Raw genomic sequence first — 22852 nt, 5'->3', positions numbered from 1 at the left:
GGTAGGCTGGAGGCGCTACGGCGCGGTCCTGAGATGCTCGGCGGGGGCTCCGGCCGGACGGGTCGAGCCGGCGTCGCGCACCTTCAGGGCGTCCGTGTACATCCGCTCCACGTCCGTCCGGAAGGCGGCGCGCGAATCCGGACGCGTGTAGAACATGTGCCCGCCCGGATAGACCGCGAGGCTCAGGCGGCCGGCGGCGTAGGCGGGGACCTGCGCCAGCAGGAGCTTCGAGGCGAAGTAGGGCGTCACCAGGTCGGTGAAGCCGTGCGCCACGAGGACGCGCAGGTGCCCGTCGAGCGCCAGATCGCCCTTCAGGTTCGACAGGACCTCGGGCGCCTGCCGGCCCGAGCCCCAGCTCCAGCCGCGATTGACGGCGTTGTTCAGGAGCTCGTAGCGCATGTTGGTCACCGGCCATTTCAGCGTCCGCGCGTAGAGGTCGAGCATCGCGCTCGTCAGCGGTGCCTGGAGGGCGGTGAGCTGGGGATCCTCGAAGCTCGACTGGGCGGCGTCCGGGTTCGGGTCCCAGCCGGTGATGCCGGTGTCGTAGGCGCTGGTCACGCGGCCCTCGGCGCGGTCGATCTCGCGCTGGACGCTCCGGGTCGAGAGGCGCGCCGCCTGGGCACGCACCAGGGCGGGGTCGAGACCGACGAGGGGCGCGACCTTGTCGGTCATCCGGGCGACGGCCGCAGTGTCGCTCGGCCCCTTGAGCAGGTCGCTCAGGTACGGGCCCGAGGCATAAGCCTCCGCGTCGCCGAGCAGGGCCGGCGTCGGCACCGTGCCGGCCCGCTCAAGGGCGCCGGCCGCCAGCGAGGGCAGCTTCAGCACGTAGCCCCACGGATTGGCCCGCGGCGTCTCCAGCCACGCGAAATCGAGCACCGGCGAGAGCAGCACCATGCCGGACAGGCCGACGCCGATCTCCTCCTGGAGCTTCTCGGCGATCAGCGGGCCGCGGAAGCCGCCGTAGCTCTCGCCGACGAAGAATTTCGGACTCGCCATGCGGTCGTTGACGCGCAGGTAGCGCGCGATGGTCGCCGCCAGGGTCGAGGCGTCGGAATCGATCGACCAGTAGGCCTTGCCGTTCCCGTCCGCGGCCCGGCTGTACCCGGTCCCCACGGGATCGAGAAAGACGAGGTCGGTGAAGCCGAGCCACGTCCCGTCGTTGGGCGTCAGCGTCACCAGCTGCGACGGGCTGATGCTGTCGCCGCCGACCGGAAGCCGCCAGGGCCCGATCGCCCCGATATTGAGATAGGCCGAGGCGGCGCCCGGGCCGCCGTTGACCGCGAAAGTGACGGGACGCTCCCGGCCGGCCTGCGGCGCCATCGTGTAGGCGACGTAGGCGATCTCGGCCTGCAGCTTGCCCGCCTCGTCGACGAGGGGCAGGCTGCCGGCGGTGGCGGTGAAGTCGAGGGTCCGGCCGTCCGGCAGCGTCACGCTCTGCTTGGTCGTCGAATCGGGCGGCAGGCGGCGCCCCTCCGGTCCGCGCTGCGCCGGTTTGCTCTCCGCGGGATGGCCGTGCGGCGCGTCCTGGGCGAGGGTGGCCGGGGGCGCGGCCAGAGCCAGGGCGAGGGCGAGCGCGGCGCGCGCGAGACGTGCGTGAAGGGCCACCATCAAGCCTTCTTGTTCCAGCGTCCGGACTCGTCCTGCTGCCAGTAGGCCACCGCGTGACCGGCGTCCTTGGCCTGCTTCCACTGCTCGCGGGCGCGCAGCAGCGCGTCCTGGTCGGTCCCGTCGAACAGGATGCAGATCCGCTCGTACTGGCCGGCGTCGGGCGGCAGGTCGGCGCCCTCCACCAGGAAGCGGATCGAGGCGGTGTTGGGATTCACGTCCCGGAGCGTGAGCACCACCGGCTGGCTCGCGGCGTCGGGCTCGCGGTCGGTGCCGTGCGGCAGGAAGCTCTCGTCGGAATAAGTCCAGAGGTGGTCATCGAGCGCCTGCAGGCGCTCCTCGCTCGCCGCCTGGATCGCGGCCTGCCAGCCGCGGTCCAGCGAGCGCTCGACGAGGTTCGGCAGCACCTTCTCCAGGGGCTGCCGCTGCATGTGGTAGAAGAGGATCTCGGTCACGGCACCGAGGATATAGGGCCGCGGGCCGCCGCGCGAGCAGCGGCGCGCCGCCGCGGCCTCAGACTAGGCGGCTCTGCTCGATCGCGGCGCCGACGAAGCCTTTGAACAGCGGGTGCGGCTCGAACGGGCGCGACTTCAGCTCCGGATGGAACTGCACGCCGATGAACCACGGGTGCCCGACATGCTCCACCGTCTCGGGCAACAGGCCGTCGGGGGACACGCCCGAGAAGCGCAGGCCCTTGGCCTCCAGCCGCTCGCGATAGGCCATGTTGACCTCGTAGCGGTGGCGGTGGCGCTCCGAGATCTGATCGGACCCGTAAATCTGGGCGATCTTGGACTCGGGGTCGAGCTTCGCCTCGTAGGCGCCGAGCCGCATCGTGCCGCCGAGATCGCCGGCCGCCGCGCGCCGCTCCAGCTCGTTGCCGCGCAGCCACTCGGTGAGCAGGCCGACCACCGGCTCGGCGGTGTCGCCGAACTCCGTGGAGTTGGCCTCCGGCATCCCGGCCAGCGAGCGGGCCGCCTCAATCACCGCCATCTGCATGCCGAAGCAGATGCCGAGATAGGGGATGCGCTTCTCGCGGGCGTAGCGGGCCGCCCGGATCTTGCCCTCGGCCCCGCGCTGGCCGAAGCCGCCCGGCACGAGGATCCCGTTTAGGCCTTCGAGGAAAGGCGCCGGATCCTCGCGCTCGAACACCTCGGCCTCGATCCACTCGAGATTGACCTTCACCCGGTGGCTGATGCCCCCGTGGGTCAGCGCCTCGGTCAGCGACTTGTAGGCGTCCTTCAGCCCCGTGTACTTACCCACGATGGCGATCGAGACCTCGCCCTCGGGATTGCGCACGCGCTCGGCGATGGTCTGCCAGCGGCCGAGATCCGGCTCCTCGCCGTGCTCCAGGCCGAAATGGCCGAGCACCTCCCGGTCGAGGCCCGCGGTCCGATAGGAGAGCGGCACCTCGTAGATCGAGGCCACGTCGAGGGCCTCGATGACCGCGGTCTGGCGGACGTTGCAGAACAGCGCGAGCTTGCGCCGCTCGTCCATCGGGATCGGCCGGTCGCAGCGGCAGAGCAGGATGTCGGGCTGGATGCCGATGGAGCGCAGCTCCTTCACGGAGTGCTGGGTCGGTTTGGTCTTCAGCTCGCCGGCGGACGGGATGTAGGGCAGCAGCGTCAGGTGGACGTAGCAGCAGGTGCCCCGCGGCAGCTCCTGCCCGAGCTGCCGGATCGCCTCGAAGAACGGCAGGCCCTCGATGTCGCCGACCGTGCCGCCGATCTCCACCAGCACGAAGTCGAAGCTGTCGTTGCCGTCGAGGACGAAGTCCTTGATCGCGTTGGTAACGTGCGGGATCACCTGGATCGTGGCGCCGAGGTAGTCGCCGCGGCGCTCCTTGGCGATGATGTCCTGATAGATCCGGCCCGTCGTGATGTTGTCGGCCCGGCTCGCCGGAACGCCGGTGAAGCGCTCGTAATGCCCGAGGTCGAGGTCGGTCTCGGCGCCGTCGTCGGTGACGAACACCTCGCCGTGCTGCGTCGGGCTCATCGTGCCCGGATCGACGTTCAGGTAGGGGTCGAGCTTGCGCATCCGGACCCGGTAGCCGCGGGCCTGGAGGACCGCCGCCAGGGCCGCCGAGGCGAGGCCCTTGCCGAGGGAGGAGACCACGCCGCCGGTGATGAAAACGTACCGCGTCATGGGCCTCGGTCCATAAAGAAGCTGCTGGCATTTGCCAAACGACGGAGGCCCCGGCCCGCGCATGGGCTGGGGATCGCGGAACGCATGGCGTGGACCGGCCGAGCGCCGGTCCGTCGGGACAAGGGTCGGACGCTGCGCCGCTCGCGGCGCGCGCCGTCAGCGCGACTGCGGCGCGTCCGGAACCGCCGGCTGGGCGGGGGCCGGCTGCGCGGGGGCCGGCTGGGCCGGGGCGTTCGCGGGCGCCCGGTCCTGCTGCTGGCGCAGCGTGTCGAGCAGGTTGTCGGCACCGGTCGGCTGCTTGGCCGGCTGACCGGAGGTCTGCGGCGCGCCGCTGTCGAGGATCGACTTCGGCGCCGCCGAGCGATGCGACAGGATCGCGAGGGTCAGACTGGTCGCGAAGAACAGGGCCGCCAGGATCGCGGTGGCGCGCGTCAGGGCGTTGGCTTGGCCCCGGCCGGTCATGAACCCGCCGACGCCGCCACCGCCGCCACCGCCGCCGAGCCCGAGTCCGCCCTCGGAGCGCTGGAGCAGCACGACGCCGATCAGCGCGAGCACGATGATGAGGTGGACGACGATCAGGACGGTCTGCATCGGTGTTCCGGGATCTTCTTCAGCGCCGCGCGCCGGCAGCGGGCACCGGAAGACGAACGCACGAGGGCCGGGGCCCGCGATCGTCCACGAACCGCCCCGACGCACGGGCGTGCGGCGGGGGCTTCGGGGGACGCTTCGGGCGGACCGGCCGGAATTCGGCGACGGCATACACCACCGGTCGCCCGCCGCCAACCTGACGCGCGCGGCCGACTGTCCGCTCCGACCCTCGCCTTCGTCGGCGCACCGTGCTCTCTGCCGGGGCAGGGCGGCCGACCGAACGCGCCGCCCGGTCCGGGAGGCAAGCCATGTCCGTGTCACGCCGTGCGGCGCTCGCCGCCGCCATCGCCGCACCCGTCCTGATCCGCCCGGGCTCCGGCTCCGCGGCCGGAACCGATCCCTCCGCCCGGGGCGCCGCGGTCGAGCAGGCGGTCGACGCCCTCACCAAGGCTCTCCTCGCCGCCGACGGTCCGGCCCTCGACGCCCTGACCCTCGACGGGCTGAGCTACGGCCATTCCAGCGGTCAGGTGCAGGACAAGGCGGCCTTCATCGAGACGCTGACCAGCAAGCGCTCGACCTTCCCGAGCATCACCCTGTCGGACCGCTCCGTCTCGGTGGTCGGCGACGACGCCATCGCGCGCCACGTCTTCACCGGCGAGGTGGTCTCGGGCGGCAAGACGTCGCCGGTCCATATCGGCGTGATGCAGGTCTGGCACAGCGACGGCGGCCGCTGGCGGCTGCTCGCCCGGCAGGCCTTCAAGATCTGACGGTCGCGCGGCGCGTCTGTCGCGCCGCGCTCCGACAGGCTTCGCGGGCCCGCGCTCAGGCGTAGGCGGCGCAGATCCCCAGGAAGTCTTCCGCCACGAGGCTCGCGCCGCCCACGAGCGCGCCGTCGACGTTGTCCACCGACAGGAGTTCCTTGGCGTTCCCGGGCTTCACCGAGCCGCCGTAGAGGATGCGGATCTTCTGCGCCTCGTCGCCGACGAGCTTGTCGAGCATCTCCCGCAGGGAGGCGTGGACCTCGGCGATGTCGCGCGGCGTCGGCGTCCGCCCGGAGCCGATCGCCCAGACCGGCTCGTAGGCGATCACCGTGTCGGCCGCCGTCGCGCCCTTCGGCAGGCCGATGGCGAGCTGGGCGCGGACGATGTCGAGGGCGCGGCCCTGCTCGCGCTCCTCGATGGTCTCGCCGACGCAGACGATGCCGCACAGGCCGGCGCGGCGGGCGCCCAGCGCCTTGGCGTGGACCCCGTCGTCGGTCTCGTGATGGTAGGCCCGGCGCTCGGAATGGCCGACGATCACGTACTTGGCGCCGAGATCGGCGAGCATCTCGGCCGAGATCGAGCCCGTGAAGGCGCCGCTCGGCCGGGCGTGCAGGTTCTGGCCGCCGATCGCGATCGGCGATCCGGCCGCCGCCGCCACGCAGGATCCGATCAGCGTCGCAGGCGGGCAGATCAGCACGTCGATGCGCGACGCGAGGTCCGGCGAGAGCCCGTCGCGAATCGCCTCGACAACCTGGATGGATGCCCGGGTCCCGTTCATCTTCCAGTTGCCAGCGACAAGCGGCTTGCGCCCAGACTGCGTCATTCCTGCCCTCGCTCCGCCGCGGCTTTCTCGAAGTCGCCGGGGCCTACCAGAGCGAGCTTGAGCGTGCAAACGGCCGGGACCGCCCGAGCCTTTGCCTGTGGACGCGAATGGTCTATCGCGGTCGGCTCTCAGGGACAGCGCCGGCTCGGTGACGGGGCGGCTGCCGAAGGTACTCGATCACAGACCATGCTTCAGGGCATCCGCAACGCCAGCCAACACTGGCTCGGCAAGATCGTCTTGACGATCATCTTCACGCTGCTGATCGCCGGTGTCGGCATCTTCGGGGTGGAGGAATTCTTCCGCGGCGGCGCGAGCAACAAGGTGGCCACGGTCGGCAGCACGCCGATCACGGCCGAGCAGGTGCGCCAAGCCTACCAGAACCAGCTGCAGCGCTATCAGACCCAGCTGAAGCGTCCGCTGACGCCCGACCAGGCGCGGATGCTCGGCCTGGACCGGCAGGTGATGTCCCAGCTGATCACCGAGGCCGCCCTTGATCAGAAGACCCACGATCTCGGCCTCACGGTGCCGGATTCCTCGGTGATCAAGGCGATCCACGAGGAGAAGAGCTTCCAGAACCAGCAGGGTCAGTTCGAGCCGCAACTCTTCTATCAGACCCTGCAGCGCGCCGGCCTCAACGAGGCCCTGTTCGTGCGCGAGCAGCGCTCGGTGATCGCCCGCCTCCAGCTGGCCGAGGCGGTGTCGTCGGACCTGCACGTGCCGCTCGCCATGCGGGAGGCCGTCCATCGCTACACCACCGAGCGCCGCGCGGCCGCCTACCTGATGCTGACGCCCTCGGTGGCCGGCCAGATCCCCGAGCCGACGGACGACGAGCTGAAGACCTGGTACGAGGCCAACAAGTCCGGCTTCCGGGCGCCGGAGTTCCGGGCGGCCAACCTCCTCGTTGTCGAGCCCGAGGCGATGGCGAAGCCCGACGCGATCACCGAGGCCGACGCCCGCGCCGCCTACGCGCTGAACAAGGACCGCTACGGCACGCCCGAGAAGCGCACGATCCAGCAGATCGTGTTCCCCGACGCGGCCGCCGCCGAGGCGGCCCGCAAGGCGATCACGGACGGCTCCAAGACCTTCGACGCGGTGGCGGCCGAGCGCGGCACCGACGAGAAGGACCTGACCCTCGGCACGCTGACCAAGAGCGAGCTGTTCGACAAGGCCGTCGCCGACGCCGCCTTCGCGCTGCCCGAGGGCGGCGTGAGCCAGCCGGTCCAGGGCCGGTTCGGCACCGTGCTGCTGCGCGTGACCAAGGTCGAGGCCGGGACGGTGAAGCCGTTCGAGGCGGTGGACGGCGAGATCCGCAAGGCCCTCGCCCTGGCCCGCGCCCGCGACGCCATGGAGACCACCCGCGACGCGATCGAGGACCAGCGGGCCGGCGCCAAGCCGCTGGCCGACATCGCGGCCGAGCGCGGCCTCAAGGTCGTCGCCGTGAAGGCGGTGGACGTGAACGGCAAGGGGCCTGACGGGCAGCGGATCACCGACATCCCGGACCCGGAGACCACCCTGCCGGCCCTGTTCCGCGCCGAGATCGGCGGCGACAACGAGCCCCTGCGGACCAAGACCGGCGGCTACGTCTGGTACGACGTCACCGGGATCGACGCCGCCCACGACAAGCCCCTCGACGAGGTCAAGGACGGCGTGAAGGCCGGCTGGACCGCGACCGAGATCGCCAAGCGCCTCCAGGCCAAGGGCCGCGAGCTCGTCGAGAAGATCAACAAGGGCGAGACCATGGAGGCCGCCGCCCAGGAGGTCGGCGTCAACCTGCAGGAGGCGCAGGATCTCGCCCGCAACCAAGCCAAGGACATGCTCACGGCCGACGTCGTGAACCTGATCTTCGCGACCCCGGTGGGCAAGGCCGGCACGGCGGCCGCGGGCGATTCGCGGGCGGTCTTCAAGGTCACGGCGGCGACGGTGCCGGCCTTCGTGGCCGACAGCCCGAGCGACAAGCAGATCACGCAGAGCTTCCAGGCGGCGCTCGCCGACGACGTGCTGTCCGAGTACATCAGCGAGGTCCAGAAGAACGCCGGCGTGAAGGTCGATCCGGCCGCCCTGCGGCGCGCCATCGGCGGCGAGTACTGAGGCATGGCCGACGCGCCCGATTACGCGGCCTTCGCGGCGCGCTACGAGGCCGGGCAGCCGAGCCTCGTGGCGGTGAGCCTCGTCGCCGATCTCGAGACGCCGGTGGCGGCGTTCCTCAAGCTGCGCGCCGGCCATGCCGGGCCGGCCTTCCTGCTCGAGTCGGTCGAGGGCGGCGCCGTCCGCGGCCGGTACTCGATGATCGGCCTCGATCCGGACCTGATCTGGCGCTGCCGGGCGGGCGCGCCCGCGATCGCGCGCGGGGCCGATCTCACGCGGTTCGAGCCGGATTCGCGGGCGCCGCTGGCGAGCCTGCGGGCCCTGATCGCCGAGAGCGCCATCGGCGAGTCGGACGGCCAGGACCTGCCGCCGATGGCCGCCGGCCTGTTCGGTTACCTCGGCTACGACATGGTCCGCGCCATGGAGCGGCTGCCGGAGCCGAACCCGGATCCGCTGGGCGTGCCGGACGCGATCCTGGTGCGCCCCCGGGTGATGGTGGTGTTCGACTCGATCCGCGACGTCATCACGGTCGTCTCGCCGATCCGGCCCGCCCCCGGCACCGCGGCCCGGGCCGCCTACGAGGACGCGCTGCAGCGCGTCGACCGGGTCGCCGCCGCCCTCGAGGGCCCGCTGCCGATCGAGGCGCGGGTGGACCTGTCGGCGGTCGCCCCGCCCGAGCCGGTCTCGAACACGCCGCCGGACGACTTCTTCGCCATGGTGGCGCGCGCCAAGGAGTACATCGTCGCGGGCGACGTCTTCCAGGTGGTGCTGTCCCAGCGGTTCTCGGCGCCGTTCACGCTGCCGGCCTTCAGCCTGTACCGCTCGCTCCGGCGGACCAACCCGGCGCCGTTCCTCTGCTACCTCGATTTCGAGGGCTTCCAGATCGTCTGCTCCTCGCCGGAGATCCTGGTGCGGGTGCGCGACGGCGTGGTCACGGTCCGCCCGATCGCCGGCACGCGCCGCCGCGGCGCGACCCCGGCCGAGGATTCTGCCCTCGCCGAGGAGCTGCTCGCCGACCCGAAGGAGCGGGCCGAGCACCTGATGCTGCTCGACCTCGGCCGCAACGACGCCGGCCGGGTCTCGCGGATCGGCAGCGTCCGCGTGACCGACTCGTTCTTCATCGAGCGCTACAGCCAGGTCATGCACATCGTGTCGAACGTCGAGGGCGACCTCGACCCGCGCCACGATCCCCTGGACGCCCTGGCGGCGGGATTCCCGGCCGGCACGGTCTCGGGCGCCCCGAAGGTGCGGTCCATGGAGATCATCGACGAGCTGGAGCGCGAGAAGCGCGGGCCGTACGCGGGCTGCATCGGCTATTTCGGCGCGCGGGGCGAGATGGACACCTGCATCGTCCTGCGCACCGCGGTGGTGAAGGACGGGACCATGCACGTCCAGGCCGGGGCCGGTATCGTCTACGATTCCGATCCCGCCTCCGAGCAGCAGGAATGCGTCAACAAGGCCAAGGCGCTGTTCCGGGCCGCCGAGGAGGCGGTGCGCTTCGCCGCGCAGGCGAAGCGCGGGCAGTAGCGCGGGCAGTAGCGCGGGCCGTAGCGCGGGCCGTAGGGCGGACGCGCGGCTGCGCCGCCGTCCGACGCCGACGGTTGACCGCGCGGGTGCGAGCGGTCACATCGCCTGCATGCCCGAGCGTGCCGCCGCGATGCCCAACGTCCTCGTCATCGACAACTACGATTCCTTCACGTGGAATCTCGTGCACCTGATCGGGCCGCTCTGCGGCACGGTCGAGGTCGCGCGCAACGACGCGCTCACGATCGCCGACATCCGCGCCAAGGCGCCCGACGCGATCGTGCTGTCGCCGGGGCCGTGCACGCCCACGGAGGCGGGGATCTGCCTCGACGTGGTCCGCGACCTGTCCGAGGAGATCCCGATCTTCGGCGTGTGCCTCGGCCTCCAGGCGATCGGCCAGGCCTTCGGCGGCGACGTCGTGCGGGCGCCCCTGCCGCTCCACGGCAAGGTCTCGACCATCCGGCACGGCGCGCGCGGCCTGTTCCGCGGCCTGAACGACAGTTTCGAGGCGACGCGCTACCACTCCCTGGTGGTCGACCGCGCGACCTGCCCGGCGGCCCTGCGGGTCACCGCCGAGGCCGACGGCCTGATCATGGGCCTGGAGCACGCCGAGCGGCCGCTCCACGGCGTCCAGTTCCATCCCGAGAGCATCCGGTCGCAGCACGGCACGGAGATCGTGAAGAACTTCCTCGATCTCGCCGCCGCCTGGAACACGGCGCGTGACAGGACGCGTGCCGACGTGCATTGACGCCGGGGGCCGGGGCGGCCCTCCGTAAGAACCCATGGACAGCTTCAGACCCCATCTCGCGAAGGTCGCCGGGGGCCTCGCCCTCGACCGCGCCGAGGCCCGCGCCGCCTTCGACGACCTGCTGTCGGGCGAAGTCACGCCGGTCCAGGCCAGCGCCTTCCTGACCGCCCTCAAGGTGCGCGGCGAGACCGTCGAGGAGATCGTCGGCGCGGTCGAGGCCATGCGGGCGCGCATGACCCGCGTCGCGGCGCCCGCGAACGCCGTCGACGTCGTCGGCACCGGCGGCGACCATTCCGGCAGCGTCAACGTCTCGACCCTGGCGGCGATCGTCGTGGCCGCCTGCGGCGTGCCGGTGGCCAAGCACGGGAACCGGGCGGCGACCTCGCGCTCCGGCGCCGCCGACGTGCTCGCGGCCCTGGGCGTGCGGCTCGGGCTCGACCCCGCCGCGCAGGCCCGCTGCCTCGCCGAGGCCGGACTCTGCTTCCTGTTCGCGCAGGCCCACCACCCGGCGATGCGCCACGTCGCGGCGGTCCGGTCCGAACTGCCCGTGCGGACGATCTTCAACCTGCTGGGGCCGCTGAGCAACCCGGCCGGCGTCGGCTACCAGCTCTTCGGCGTCGCCCAGGAGGCCCTCGCGGAGCCGCTGACGCGGGTCCTGGCCGAACTCGGCAGCCGCCGGGTCTGGACCGTGCACGGATCCGACGGGCTCGACGAGATCACCGTCACCGGGCCGACGCGGGTGGTCGCCCTCGACGAGGGGCAACTGTCCCACTTCACCATCGACCCGCGGGAGTTCGGGCTGGCGCTGCGCGCGCCCGAGGAGCTGCGCGGCGGCGACCCGGCCGACAACGCGCGGTCCCTGGAGGCCGTCCTGGCGGGGGCGCGGAACGCCTACCGGGACATCGCGGTCCTCAACGCGGGGGCGGCGCTCGTGGTCGCGGGGGCCGCGCAGGCCCTGGCGGACGGCGTCGCGCAGGCGCAGGATGCCGTCGATTCCGGGGCCGCCCGGGCGACGCTCGCCCGCCTCGTCCGGGCCTCGAACGACCACTCCAACGGGCAGGAGGGCCGATGAGCTCGCTGACGCACGAGGCGACCCCGGAGACCGGCGCCGGGACGCCGACCGAGCGGCCGAACGTCCTCGCCCGCATCGAGGCCTACAAGCGCCGCGAGATCGCCGAGGCGAAGCTGCGGGTGCCGCTCGCCAAGCTGGAGCGGAAGGTCGCGCAGGCGGAGCCGGTGCGCGGCTTCGCGGCGGCGATCCGGAGCCACCTCGCCGCGGACCGCCCGGCGCTCATCGCCGAGGTGAAGAAGGCCTCGCCCTCGAAGGGCCTGATCCGCGCCGATTTCGACCCGGCAAGCCTCGCCGCCGCCTACGAGGCCGGCGGCGCCACCTGCCTGTCGGTGCTGACCGACGAGCCCTCGTTCCAGGGGCGGCCAGAGTACCTGACGGCGGCGCGCGCCGCCTGCGCGTTGCCCGTCCTGCGCAAGGATTTCCTGTTCGAGCCCTATCAGGTCTACGAGGCCCGGGCCTGGGGCGCCGACTGCATCCTGGTCATCATGGCCTGCCTCGACGACGACGAGGCCGTCGCCCTGGTCGAGACGGCGCACCTCCTCGGGATGGACGTCCTGGTCGAGGTGCACGACGAGGCCGAGCTGGCGCGGGCCATCCCCCTCGGCACGGCGCTGATCGGCATCAACAACCGCAACCTCAAAACCTTCGAGGTCTCGTTCGAGACCGCGATCCGGCTGGCGCCGGGGATCCCGGCGGACCGGATCGCCGTGGCCGAGAGCGGGATCGGCGACCACGCCGACGTGGTCCGGCTGCGCGACAACGGCCTCGGCGTGGTGCTGGTCGGCGAGAGCCTGATGCGGCAGCCGGACGTCGCGGAGGCGGCCCGCGCCCTGCTGTTCGGCGCCGCGGAGGCCAAGGGCGGCAAGCCGCGGAAGAAGGCGTAAGGCATGCGGCCGGGCTCGACGCTGACCCATCTCGACACCAGCGGCGCGGCCAACATGGTCGACGTCACCGACAAGCCCGCCACCGACCGGACCGCCCGGGCGGAAGGCCAGATCGTGATGAAGCCGGAGACCCTGGCCCTGATCCGCGAGGGCGACGCCAAGAAGGGCGACGTCATCGGCACGGCCCGGCTCGCCGGCATCATGGCGGCCAAGCGCACCCACGAGCTGATCCCGCTCTGCCACCCGCTGCTGCTGTCGAAGGTGCGGGTCGAGTGCGAGCCCGACGACGCGCTCCCGGGCCTGCGCATCGCCGCCGAGGTCCGGGTCCAGGGCCCGACCGGCGTCGAGATGGAGGCGCTGACCGCCGTCTCGGTGGCCTGCCTGACGGTCTACGACATGGTGAAGGCGGTCGATCGCGGCATGCGGATCGAGGGGATCCGGCTGACCGCCAAGGACGGGGGCCGCTCGGGCACCTACCGGGCCCCGGCGGAATGAGCGGCTTGATCCCGGTCGCCGAGGCGCTGGCGCGGGTGCTCGCGAGCGTCACCGCGCCGGTCGAGCCGGAGACCGTCCCGCTGGCGCAGGCCTGCGGCCGGACGCTCGCCGCGGACGTCGTCGCCTCACGGACCCAGCCGCCGTTCCCGGCCTCCGCCATGGACGGCTACGCCGTGCGCGGCGCCGACGCCGGGGAGGTCGGGGCGATCCTGCGGCTGATCGGCGCCAGCGCGGCCGGTCACGGCTTCTCCGGCCGCATCGGCCCGGGCGAGGCGGTCCGGATCTTCACCGGGGCGCCGGTGCCGGAGGGCGCGGACGCGATCCTGATCCAGGAGAACGCCGCCGCCGAGGCGGGCGCGGTGCGCGTCCTGGAGCCCGTGGAGCCGGCGCGGTTCATCCGCCGGGCCGGCCTCGACTTCACCGCCGGCGAGACCCTGATCCCGGCCGGCATGAGCCTCGATGCGCGGCGGCTGGCGCTCGCCGCGGCGGCCGGTCATCCGCGCCTCCCGGTCCGCCGCCGACCGCGCGTCGCGATCCTCGCCACCGGTGACGAGCTGGTGGAGGCGGGCGCGACGCCCGGCTGGGACCAGATCGTCGCCTCCAACAGCCTCGCGCTCGGTGCCCTCGCCGCCGAGGCGGGCGCCGACATCGTCGATCTCGGCATCGCGGGGGACGACCACGACGCCCTGGCGGACGCGTTCCGTCGCGCCCGCGCGGCGCGCGCCGACCTGCTGATCACCCTCGGAGGCGCCTCCGTCGGCGACCATGATCTGGTTCAGGCCGCGCTCGCCAAGGAGGGGTTGGAGCTTGGCTTCTGGCGGGTCGCCCTCCGCCCGGGCAAGCCGCTGATGCACGGCCGCCTCGGCGACATGCTGGTCATCGGGCTGCCGGGCAACCCGGTCTCGTCCATCGTGTGCGGGCTCCTGTTCGTGGTGCCCGCCATCCGCGCGCTCCAGGGTGATCCGCGGGCCGGTGCCGACCGGAGCGAGCCGGCGACGCTCGGCCGCGACATGCCGGAGAATGACGGCCGGGCCGACTACATGCGGGCGAGCCTCGCCCTCGAGCCCGACCGTCTACCGGTCGCGACCGCCGAGCGGCGTCAGGACTCGTCGATGCTCGCCGTCCTCGGACGGTCCGAAGCCCTGCTGATCCGCGCCCCGCACGCGCCGGCCGCGCGCGCCGGCGATCCCTGCCGGATCATCCGCCTCGATCGGCGCCTGCTCTGATCGTCAGGGCACGACGCGCCAGACCTTGAGGGGACCGGGCACGTCCAGCGGCACGAGGCGCGCGCTCCCGGCCGTGCCCGCGGCGAGCCGCGTGGCGAACGCCGTCTCCGCCTGAAGGTTCTCGGCCGGCCGGGCCGGGCAGGCGACGAGGTAGCGGACGTCGAACGCCGTCAGCACCCGGTCGAGGTCGGCCTCGGTGCCGCCCAGCCCCTCGATCGCCGCTTTGAGGCCGGGAATGGCCCGGTGATAGGGCGCGGCGACGATGCTGTGCGGGGTGCGGAGGAGGATCGACGGCCCCATGAAGATCGGGGCGAGCACGGTGCCTTCCGGCAGGTGCGCCAGGGGGCGGACCGCGGCGTCGCCGAGGCAGGCATTGGTCTCGGCCGCGTCGGGCGCGGTGCGCAGGCCGGGCGCGAGGGTCTCCGCCAGGAGCGCCGGGATCATCCAGAGGCTGCTGACCATCGCGGCGCCGAGGAGCGCGACGGGCCAGCGCCGCGCCCCGGCCGGCAGGGCTGCCCGTGCCAGCGCGCGGTCGAGGACCACGCCCGCCACCAGCGGCACGAAGCCGGAGACGATGTAGAGGCCTCGGAACTGCGCGACGCCGAGGATCAGCCCCGGCCACAGGAACAGCGCGACCACCGACCAGGCCCGGCGTTCGGGGCCGCGCCACGCCATCCCGGCGGCCGTGAGGCTCGCGAGGATCACGACCGGGTAGAAGACCAGCGCCTCCCACTGGCCGCGGGCCACGAACTTCGCCAGCGGCGCCATCTCGTTGACCGTGAGCAGCCAGTGGATCCGCACCAGCGGCGGCATGTCGGGGAACGGGCCGCCGAGGCAGGACGGGAAGGCGGCGGCGAACCCGACGAGCAAGACGCTTCCTACGAAGCCTGCGATGGCGAGGCGCGCCGGAACCGTCGCGAGGCGCTCGCCAGCGCCGGCGGCGATCGCGGCGAGGGTGAGGCCGCCCAGGGTGAGCCAGAGCCAGGGTGGCGAGAGCGCGTCGCAGTGGGAGACACCCCAGAGCGAGGGGGCCGTCTGGACGGCGAACAGCGCGGGGGCGGCGAGGCCGAGACCCAGGCCGAAGCCCGCGAGCGGCGCCAGCGCGCGCCGTCCGCGCAGGCACCAGTCGCCCGTGAGGAAGAGGGCCGCCAGCGCGACGAAGGGCAGGCCCTCGAGCCCGATCGCCAGCGACACGGCTGCCAGGATCCCGCCGATCAGGCCGGGTCGCAGGCCGCCGCGGATCATGCAGAAGGCGAGACCGAGGATCGAGAGGATCTGCAGATTGTGGTGGTCCACCCGCCCGGCCTGGAACTGGATCGTCACACCGAAGGTCTGCGTGCCCGCGATCAGGGCCAGCAGCGCGGCACGGCTGCCGAAGCTGTGCCGGACCCCGCGATACAGGAGCCAGCCGTAGACCCCGAAGAGCAGCACGGGCCAGAGTGCCGCCGTCAGGCCCTCGGCGAGCGCGGGTCCCGTCAGGGGCGTGAGCGCCAGGATCAGGCCGGCGATGGGCGCGTCGACGAGGCGCGACCAGTGGCTCGGCACGCCGCCCGGGGGCAGGAATCGGTACTGGACGTTGTCGTACCAGCCCTGGCCGGCCAGCAGGTCGCGCACTTCCACGAGGCGCATCGCGTCGTCGGTATCCGGGACGCGCAGGTGCTGGACGGTTTCCCAAACCGCGTGGGGCGCGTTCATCGTCGCGATGCAGAGGGCGGCGAGGATCCACAGCAGCGTGCGGGCCTCGATCCGCCCGCGCGGTCGGGAGAGGGGTAGCGCCGGAGCCGGCATGGTTGGTGGATCACCCGGGCGGGCGGTCGATGCCCTCGCCGGCATGCTCGCGCGGTTCCGCTTAACGTGCGGTCAAAGGGCACCGGACGCGCGGCCCGGACGTCGAGCCGGCCCCGCGGCGCCAGCGATTCCTTAACCACGACCGGGCATCCTGGCGACCGGTCGGCGTCCTGCGCGTCGCTCGTCGCACCAATCGCCGGAGCATGGGATGAGCCACCACACCGAGACGCTGGTGATCGGCGCCGGGCCTGCGGGTCTGACTGCCGCCTACCTGCTATCGAAGAAGGGCCGCTCCGTCACCGTCCTGGAGCGGGATCCGGCGCAGGTCGGCGGGATCTCGCGCACCGTCTCGCACAACGGCTACCTGTTCGACATCGGCGGCCACCGCTTCTTCTCGAAGTCTCAGGCCGTGGTCGATCTCTGGGACGAGATCCTGCCCGACGACTTCATCGAGCGCCCGCGCCTGTCGCGGATCTACTATCGCGGGCGCTACTACGCCTACCCGCTGAAGGCCTTCGAGGCTCTGCGCAACCTCGGGATCCTCACCAGTGCGGCCTGCGTCGCCTCTTACCTCTACGCCCGCCTGCGGCCGGTGGCGGAGCCCAAGACCTTCCACGCCTGGGTCCGCAACCAGTTCGGCGAGCGCCTGTTCTCGATCTTCTTCAAGACCTACACCGAGAAGGTGTGGGGTATGTCGTGCGACGCGATCTCGGCCGACTGGGCGGCGCAGCGCATCAAGGGGCTCGACCTCGGCGCGGCGATCCGCGACGGCATCAAGCGGTCGCTGGGCCTGCGCAAGGCGCCGAAGGCCGGCGGCCCCGTCATCAAGACTCTGATCGAGTCGTTCCGCTATCCCCGCCGCGGCCCCGGCATGATGTGGGAGGCGGCAGCCGCCAAGATCCGCGCCCAGGGCGGGCAGCTGAAGCTCGACCGCGGCGTCGACTCCCTCAGCTACGATGCCGGCACCGGCATCTGGACGGTGGCGGCCCGCCGCTCGGACGGCAGCCGCGAGACCTTCACGGCCCGCAACGTCGTCTCGTCCGCGCCGGTCCGCGAGCTCGTCGACGCCATCCGCCCGCGGCCGCTCAGCACCTTCAACGCCCGGGCGCTGAAGTACCGCGACTTCCTGACGGTGGCGCTCATCGCCAAGTCGGACAAGAACTTCCCGGACAACTGGATCTACATCCACGACCCGTCGGTGAAGGTCGGCCGGGTGCAGAATTTCCGCTCCTGGTCGCCCGAGATGGTGCCGGACGCGGACCACACCTGCCTGGGCCTGGAGTATTTCTGCTTCGAGGGCGACGGCCTCTGGAACGCCGACGATTCGGAGCTGGTGGAGCTCGCCAAGCGCGAGATCGGTCAGATCGGCCTGATCGACCCGGCCGACGTCGTCGATGCCTGCGTGGTCCGCCAGCCGAAGGCCTACCCGGTCTACGACGAGGAGTATGCCGGCCACGTCGTCACCGTGCGGCGGGAGCTGGAGCGGGATTTTCCGAGCCTGCACCTCGTGGGCCGCAACGGCATGCACAAGTACAACAATCAGGACCACGCGATGATGACCGCGATGCTGACCGTGGAGAACATCCTCTGCGGCCGGCGCCGGCACGACGTCTGGCGGGTGAACGAGGACGCCGAGTACACCGAGTCCGGGGTGTCGGGGGCCGACGTCGCCCTGGGCAGCGAGCGCCTTGTCCCGCGCAAGGTGGCCTGAGGCCAGTTCCGGTCGGCCTCCCGTCTTTGCGAGCGAAGCGAAGCAATCCAGGGCGGCGCTGAGCGCCTCGAAGTCGCGCTGCCCTGGGTCGCTTCGCTCGCGATGACGGAGGGTGCGACCCCACTGAGGTGACGATCGGAAACCTCGCGGACAGCGACAGGGCTCCTGCCGCGTCACCGGCGCGGCTTGCCGGTCTCTGCGGCGCCCCTATCGTTCCTTCCCGGTAATGCCCTGGTCCAAGGGCCGCCGGGAGGATTCTATCGATGCGATCTCTGCTTCTCGCCGCGCTCTTCGCGGGCGTGGCCATGCCGGCGGCGGTGCTCCCCGCCCTGGCGCAGGGTGCGGCCCCTGCCGAGACCAAGGCCAAGACCGACGACCTCGAGAAGCTCGAGGGCTTCCACAGTACGGACACGCAGGCCGCCGCCGAGATCCCGCAGACCGGCCGCCGCCCCGACGCGATCCGCAAGAACCTGTCGAAGATTAAGCTGCCGGACGGCTTCAAGATCGACCTGTACGCGGTGGTGCCGGATGCCCGCGCCATCGCGGTCGGTCCCAATGCCGGGGTGCTGTTCGTCGGCACGCGCAAGAGCAAGATCTACACGGTCACCGACCGCGACAAGGACCGGGTCGCCGACGAGGTCCGCCCCTTCGCGCCGGGCATCACGTTCAAGATCCCGAACGGCGTCTGCTTCTCGAAGGACGGCGTGCTCACCGTGGTCGAGCAGAACCGCGTCCTGGCCTTCCCGGCCGCCGAGTTCTTCTACGAGAACCCGGACGTCGCCGCCGGCGTGCTGGTCAAGCAGGGACAGCTGATCCCAGCTTCCGAGGAGAGCTTCAACCACACCGCCCGGGTCTGCCGGGTCGGTCCGGACGGCAAGACCTACATCGCGCTCGGCCAGCCCTACAACGTGCCGCCCGCCGAGAAGGCGGACCTCTACAAGAAGGCCGGCATCGGCGGCATCATCCGCATCGACGCCGACGGCAAGAACCGCGAGGTCTACGCGACCGGCATCCGCAACTCCGTCGGGATGGACTTCAATACCGACAAGTCGCTGTGGTTCACCGACAATCAGGTCGACGGCATGGGCGACGACAAGCCGCCGGGCGAACTGAACCGCTCCACCAAGGCGGGCGAGAATTTCGGCTTCCCGTGGTTCGGCGGCGGCTCGGTCCGCACGGTCGAGTACAAGGACCAGACCCCGCCGGCCGACGCCGTCGCCCCGCAGGCCGAGCTGCCGCCGCACGCGGCCGATCTCGGCATGACCTTCTACAACGGCAAGCAGTTCCCGGCCGCCTACAAGGGCGGGATCTTCATCGCCGAGCACGGCTCGTGGAACCGCACCGAGCCGGTGGGCGCCCGGGTGATGTTCGCCAAGCTCGGGGCCGACGGGAAGGTCGAGTCGGTCAAGCCGTTCGCGGAAGGGTGGCTCACCGGCGACGGCGAGTATCTCGGCCGCCCGGTGGACGTCGCGGTGATGCTCGACGGCTCGCTGCTGGTCTCGGACGATTCCGCCGGGGCGATCTACCGGATCTCCTACGAGAAGTAGTCTCTTGTGACCTGGCGCCTCTCCGCTCGTGAGGCGCCAGGTCGCGGAAAGCCGCAACGCGCCCTCTCTGACGTGCGGGAGAGGGCGCGCGTCCCGTTCCGACGCGAGCGGACAAGTCTTCACTGATCTCAGAGTTCGAGCCCGCCCGATGATCCGCCCGCTTCTCCTCCTCGCCGCCACCCTCGTCCCGCTCTCGGCGCAGGCCGGCGACGCGGCCGCAGGCAAGAAGCGCGCGACCGCTTGCCAGACCTGCCACGGCATGGACGGGCTCTCGAAGCTGCCGGAGGCGCCGAACCTCGCCGGGCAGGTCGAGCCCTACCTCGTGAAAGCGCTCACCGAGTACCGCGACGGCAAGCGGCAGAACGAGATCATGAACGTGGTCGCGAAGGAGCTGTCGGACGCCGACATCGCCAATCTGGCGGCGTACTACGCGGGCATCCAGATCGACGTGCTGCCGCCGGGGTAAGCGGCACCACCGTCATTGCGAGCGCAGCGAAGCAACCCAGGGCGGCGGGCCATTGACGAGCGTCGCGCACCTGGTTTGCTTCGCTCCGCTCGCAAAGACACGGTGGATCAATCGTCCATCTTCAGGGCGGCGATGAACGCCTCCTGGGGGATCTCGACGCGCCCGAACTGGCGCATCTTCTTCTTGCCTTCCTTCTGCTTGTCGAGAAGCTTGCGCTTGCGCGAGATGTCGCCGCCGTAACACTTGGCGGTGACGTCCTTCGACAGCGCCCGGATGGTCTCGCGGGCGATGATCTTGCCGCCGATCGCCGCCTGGACGGGGATCTGGAACAGGTGGCGGGGGATCAGGTCCTTCAGCTTCTCGCACATGGCCCGGCCGCGCGACTCGGCGCGGGTGCGGTGGACCAGCATCGAGAGGGCGTCCACCGGCTCGGCATTCACCAGGATCGACATCTTCACGAGGTCGCCCTCGCGGTAATCCGACACGTGGTAGTCGAACGAGGCGTAGCCCTTCGAGATCGACTTCAGCCGGTCGTAGAAGTCGAAGACGACCTCGTTCAGCGGCAGGTCGTAGACCACCATGGCGCGCTTGCCGACGTAGTTGAGGTCGATCTGCACGCCGCGGCGGTCCTGGCAGAGCTTCAGCACGCCGCCGAGATACTCGTCGGGCGTCAGGATCGTGGCGCGGATCCACGGCTCCTCGATCGTCTCGATCTTCATGATGTCCGGCATGTCGGCCGGGTTGTGCAGCTCCTTGGTCTCGCCGTCGCGCATCTTCAGGTGGTAGACCACCGAGGGCGCCGTGGAGATCAGGTCGAGGTTGAACTCGCGCTCCAGCCGCTCCTGGATGATCTCCAGGTGCAGGAGCCCGAGGAAGCCGCAGCGGAACCCGAAGCCCAGCGCCGCCGACGTCTCCATCTCGTAGGAGAACGAGGCGTCGTTGAGCCGGAGCTTTCCCATGGCGGAGCGCAGGTTCTCGAACTCGGCCGCGTCCACCGGGAACAGGCCGCAGAACACCACCGCCTGGACCTCCTTGAAGCCCGGCAGCATCTCGGTGGTCTGGCGCTTGTTCTCGGTGATCGTGTCGCCGACGCGGGTGTCGGCCACCTCCTTGATCGAGCCGGTGAAGAAGCCGACCTCGCCCGGTCCCAGCGCGTCGATGTCGGCCATCTTCGGCCGGAACACGCCGATCCGGTCGACGCCGTAGACGGCGTCGGCACCCATCATGCGGATGGTCATGCCCTTCTTGAGGGTGCCGTCGATGATCCGCACCAGCACCACGACGCCGAGATAGGCGTCGTACCAGCTGTCCACGAGCAGCGCCTTCAGGGGCGCGTCGCTCCTGCCCTTCGGCGGCGGCAGGCGGGTGACGATCGCCTCTAGCACCGCCTCGATGTTGAGGCCGGTCTTGGCCGAGATCGGCACGGCATCGGAGGCGTCGAGGCCGATCACCTCCTCGATCTGCTCCTTGACCCGGTCCGGCTCGGCGGCGGGCAGGTCGACCTTGTTGAGGACCGGGACGATCTCGTGGTTGGCGTCGAGCGCCTGGTAGACGTTGGCGAGCGTCTGCGCCTCGACGCCCTGCGAGGCGTCAACCACCAGGAGCGAGCCCTCGCAGGCGGCGAGCGAGCGCGAGACCTCGTAGGCGAAGTCCACGTGGCCGGGCGTGTCCATCAGGTTCAGGACGTAGTCCTTGCCGTCCTGGGCCTTGTACTCCAGGCGCACGGTCTGCGCCTTGATGGTGATGCCGCGCTCCTTCTCGATGTCCATCGAGTCGAGCATCTGCTCGCTCATGTCGCGGAGCGCGACCGTGCCGGTGGCCTGGATCAGCCGGTCGGCCAAGGTCGATTTGCCGTGGTCGATATGCGCGACGATCGAGAAGTTGCGGATGGTGTCGATCGGGGCTGTCATCGGCATTCCGTTCGGGCGCGCGCCGGCGCGCACCGTCTGACGTCGGGACGTGTTCGGATGGAGCGGCTCCCGCGCGAGATAGCAGCGCGGCGGGAAGGCGCCAAGCGCGGCCTGAGCGCCGGGAGGGGAGAGCGGGCCCGGTCGGTGATCGCACGCAAGCGAACGGGGGCCGGAACGAGCCGGCCCCCGGGTCACGATCGTATCTGGCGCCGAGGAGCGATCCGGCTCAGCGACCGCGGTCGCGGATCAGTCGCTCGATCTCGGCCTCGCCGTGGGAGCGCGCCTTGGCCTCGGTCGGATGCTTCCGGTCCGAGCGCTGGTGCAGCTTGCCGTGCTTGCGGATGCTCCACTGGAACAGGGAGCCGCTCTCGCCGACCGGCTCCACGTCGAGGCTGAAGGGGTAGGTATCTGTCTGGGTATCGCTCATGGGGCCGATATGGGGCGGTCAGCGACCTTTCGCCATGCCTGATCGCCAAGTCCTTGCGCGTTTACGCGTCCGCACCGGTCGCGCGCGCCCGCGCGGCCATGGCAACGAGGCTTTTGCGCAGCGCACCCATGTCGGTGACGCGCTCCGGATAGGGGACGCGCACCGTGCGGTCGGCCGCCATCAGGTCCATGCCCTCGGGGTCGAGGCCGGTGAGTCGCCAGGGCAGGTCGGCCGCGCCGCCGGCGCCGGCAGCGTAGAGCGCCAGCGCGTCGGCGTGGTCGGCGTTCATGTGCTCGACGGCGCCCCGCTCGCCCGCCACGATCGCCTGCGCGTCCGAGAGGTCGAGGAGGAGCTGGTCGCGGGTCAGGGTCGCGGCCTTGGCGAAGCCGCCATTGAGGTGGCCGGCCTCCGGCGCCAGGGCGAAGAAGCCGAAATCCGGGAAATCGGCGTAGAGCTTGGCCTTCGGGTGCCGGGCCAGGAACCGCTCCCGGGCCCGCGCCTCGGCGGTCTGCAGAGCGCGTCCGACCACCGTCAGGCGGGGATGGGCGAGGGGATCGCCCTTGCCGCCCTGCGAGAACAGCAGCGAGCAGCGCGGGTCGGCGAGCAGGTTGCGGGTGTGGGCCGACAGCCGCGACAGCAGCATCAGCGGCGTGCCGTCCGCGTCGGTGGCGATGGTGACGAGGGAGGCGAAGGGCGTGCCGTCCGGCTCCAGGGTCGCGAGCGCCCCGGACCGGACGCTGCGCAGGAGCGTGCGCGCCAGGCCGATCGCGTCGAACGGCGCCGCCTCGGCCGGCAGCGGACGGGCCGGTCCGCCCGCGCCCGGACCCGTGTCGATCGTCTCGCCCATGCGCGATTCCTCCCCTCCGGACAGCCGCCCGGTTTCGCCGCCACGTTAGCGGCGCAGCGTCGGCGGCGCGAGGCACCGCGACCGCGTCAGATGGGCCGCGGAAGGACCGGTGCGCTCCCGTGTTACGGCCAAGCTATGACCGCCGCTCGCTTTTTCCGATCGGCCGTACTAAAGCACCTGTCCCTTTGCGTGTGCCGGGCTGC

20 protein-coding genes are annotated in these 22852 nt (G+C 71.5%); 11 read left to right on the top strand and 9 right to left on the bottom strand.

All coding sequences use genetic code 11. The features are described from left to right. Nucleotides 1-15: 15 nt before the first annotated feature. The 4 genes from BM314_RS15310 to secG form a co-directional block, all read right to left on the bottom strand. Nucleotides 16-1608 (bottom strand): S10 family peptidase, encoded by a 1593-nt coding sequence (locus BM314_RS15310; protein ID WP_091978796.1) that lies wholly within the window; start codon nt 1606-1608, stop codon nt 16-18. Continuing rightward, entirely contained in the window at nt 1608-2060 is a 453-nt protein-coding gene (locus BM314_RS15305; protein ID WP_020094625.1) for a DNA polymerase III subunit chi, read from the bottom strand. The genes BM314_RS15310 and BM314_RS15305 overlap by 1 nt, the downstream gene beginning before the upstream one ends. Nucleotides 2061-2118: 58 nt before the next feature. Further along, the gene (locus BM314_RS15300) at nt 2119-3747 is read right to left on the bottom strand and encodes a CTP synthase (protein ID WP_020094624.1); all 1629 of its coding nucleotides are present in this window, start codon (nt 3745-3747) and stop codon (nt 2119-2121) included. Nucleotides 3748-3903: 156 nt separating this feature from the next. Beyond that, nucleotides 3904-4338, bottom strand: coding sequence for a preprotein translocase subunit SecG (secG, locus tag BM314_RS15295; protein ID WP_091978794.1), 435 nt, complete (start codon nt 4336-4338; stop codon nt 3904-3906). A gap of 305 nt (nt 4339-4643) precedes the next feature. On the opposite strand from secG, the gene BM314_RS15290 reads away from it, so the two are divergent. After that, nucleotides 4644-5102 (top strand): nuclear transport factor 2 family protein, encoded by a 459-nt coding sequence (locus BM314_RS15290; RefSeq protein ID WP_056528103.1) that lies wholly within the window; start codon nt 4644-4646, stop codon nt 5100-5102. Between the two features lie 55 nt (nt 5103-5157). Here BM314_RS15290 and tpiA read toward each other — a convergent pair whose 3' ends face one another. After that, complete coding sequence (gene tpiA / locus BM314_RS15285) at nt 5158-5919, bottom strand: triose-phosphate isomerase (RefSeq protein ID WP_020094621.1); 762 nt, start codon at nt 5917-5919, stop codon at nt 5158-5160. A gap of 186 nt (nt 5920-6105) precedes the next feature. Between tpiA and BM314_RS15280 the strand changes: the two genes are divergently transcribed. The 7 genes from BM314_RS15280 to glp all read left to right on the top strand — a co-directional run bounded on the left by BM314_RS15280 (nt 6106) and on the right by glp (nt 13953). Then, on the top strand, nt 6106-8007 hold the full coding sequence (locus BM314_RS15280; protein WP_091978791.1) for a peptidylprolyl isomerase: 1902 nt from the start codon (nt 6106-6108) through the stop codon (nt 8005-8007). Nucleotides 8008-8010: 3 nt separating this feature from the next. After that, on the top strand, nt 8011-9531 hold the full coding sequence (gene trpE / locus BM314_RS15275; protein ID WP_091978789.1) for an anthranilate synthase component I: 1521 nt from the start codon (nt 8011-8013) through the stop codon (nt 9529-9531). A gap of 130 nt (nt 9532-9661) precedes the next feature. Next, nucleotides 9662-10276 (top strand): anthranilate synthase component II, encoded by a 615-nt coding sequence (locus BM314_RS15270; RefSeq protein ID WP_091978894.1) that lies wholly within the window; start codon nt 9662-9664, stop codon nt 10274-10276. A 34-nt stretch (nt 10277-10310) separates the two neighbouring features. Next, the gene (trpD, locus tag BM314_RS15265) at nt 10311-11348 is read left to right on the top strand and encodes an anthranilate phosphoribosyltransferase (RefSeq protein ID WP_091978787.1); all 1038 of its coding nucleotides are present in this window, start codon (nt 10311-10313) and stop codon (nt 11346-11348) included. Then, nucleotides 11345-12232: an indole-3-glycerol phosphate synthase TrpC gene (trpC, locus tag BM314_RS15260; RefSeq protein WP_056528117.1), complete on the top strand. Its 888-nt coding sequence runs from the start codon at nt 11345-11347 to the stop codon at nt 12230-12232. The genes trpD and trpC overlap by 4 nt, the downstream gene beginning before the upstream one ends. A gap of 3 nt (nt 12233-12235) precedes the next feature. Continuing rightward, complete coding sequence (moaC, locus tag BM314_RS15255) at nt 12236-12727, top strand: cyclic pyranopterin monophosphate synthase MoaC (RefSeq protein ID WP_020094615.1); 492 nt, start codon at nt 12236-12238, stop codon at nt 12725-12727. Beyond that, nucleotides 12724-13953, top strand: coding sequence for a molybdopterin molybdotransferase MoeA (glp, locus tag BM314_RS15250; protein ID WP_020094614.1), 1230 nt, complete (start codon nt 12724-12726; stop codon nt 13951-13953). Before moaC ends, glp begins: the two co-directional genes overlap by 4 nt. A 3-nt stretch (nt 13954-13956) precedes the next feature. Here glp and BM314_RS15245 read toward each other — a convergent pair whose 3' ends face one another. Beyond that, nucleotides 13957-15741: a hypothetical protein gene (locus tag BM314_RS15245; RefSeq protein ID WP_091978785.1), complete on the bottom strand. Its 1785-nt coding sequence runs from the start codon at nt 15739-15741 to the stop codon at nt 13957-13959. A 208-nt stretch (nt 15742-15949) separates the two neighbouring features. Between BM314_RS15245 and BM314_RS15240 the strand changes: the two genes are divergently transcribed. From BM314_RS15240 to BM314_RS15230, 3 genes are all read left to right on the top strand, one after another. Continuing rightward, nucleotides 15950-17452 carry an NAD(P)/FAD-dependent oxidoreductase gene (locus tag BM314_RS15240; protein ID WP_020094612.1) on the top strand — a complete coding sequence of 501 codons (1503 nt, stop codon included), beginning with the start codon at nt 15950-15952 and terminating at the stop codon, nt 17450-17452. 263 nt (nt 17453-17715) lie between these two features. After that, nucleotides 17716-18999 carry a PQQ-dependent sugar dehydrogenase gene (locus tag BM314_RS15235; protein ID WP_091978783.1) on the top strand — a complete coding sequence of 428 codons (1284 nt, stop codon included), beginning with the start codon at nt 17716-17718 and terminating at the stop codon, nt 18997-18999. Between the two features lie 148 nt (nt 19000-19147). Further along, nucleotides 19148-19465 (top strand): c-type cytochrome, encoded by a 318-nt coding sequence (locus BM314_RS15230; protein ID WP_020094610.1) that lies wholly within the window; start codon nt 19148-19150, stop codon nt 19463-19465. A 107-nt stretch (nt 19466-19572) separates the two neighbouring features. Here BM314_RS15230 and lepA read toward each other — a convergent pair whose 3' ends face one another. From lepA to BM314_RS15215, 3 genes are all read right to left on the bottom strand, one after another. After that, on the bottom strand, nt 19573-21375 hold the full coding sequence (gene lepA / locus BM314_RS15225; protein ID WP_091978892.1) for a translation elongation factor 4: 1803 nt from the start codon (nt 21373-21375) through the stop codon (nt 19573-19575). Between the two features lie 226 nt (nt 21376-21601). Continuing rightward, nucleotides 21602-21802, bottom strand: a complete 201-nt coding sequence (locus BM314_RS15220) for a hypothetical protein (RefSeq protein WP_010682254.1) — start codon at nt 21800-21802, stop codon at nt 21602-21604. Between the two features lie 61 nt (nt 21803-21863). Then, a complete protein-coding gene (locus BM314_RS15215; RefSeq protein WP_091680758.1) occupies nt 21864-22649 on the bottom strand; it encodes a HugZ family pyridoxamine 5'-phosphate oxidase in 786 nt (261 codons plus the stop codon). Between the last annotated feature and the right edge of the window lie 203 nt (nt 22650-22852).

It is taken from the genome of Methylobacterium sp. 13MFTsu3.1M2, from assembly GCF_900112625.1.
In the GTDB taxonomy this organism is placed as follows: Bacteria; Pseudomonadota; Alphaproteobacteria; order Rhizobiales; family Beijerinckiaceae; genus Methylobacterium.
Note: the sequence above shows the minus strand (reverse complement) of the source record. Positions and strands in the feature narration are given on the sequence as shown.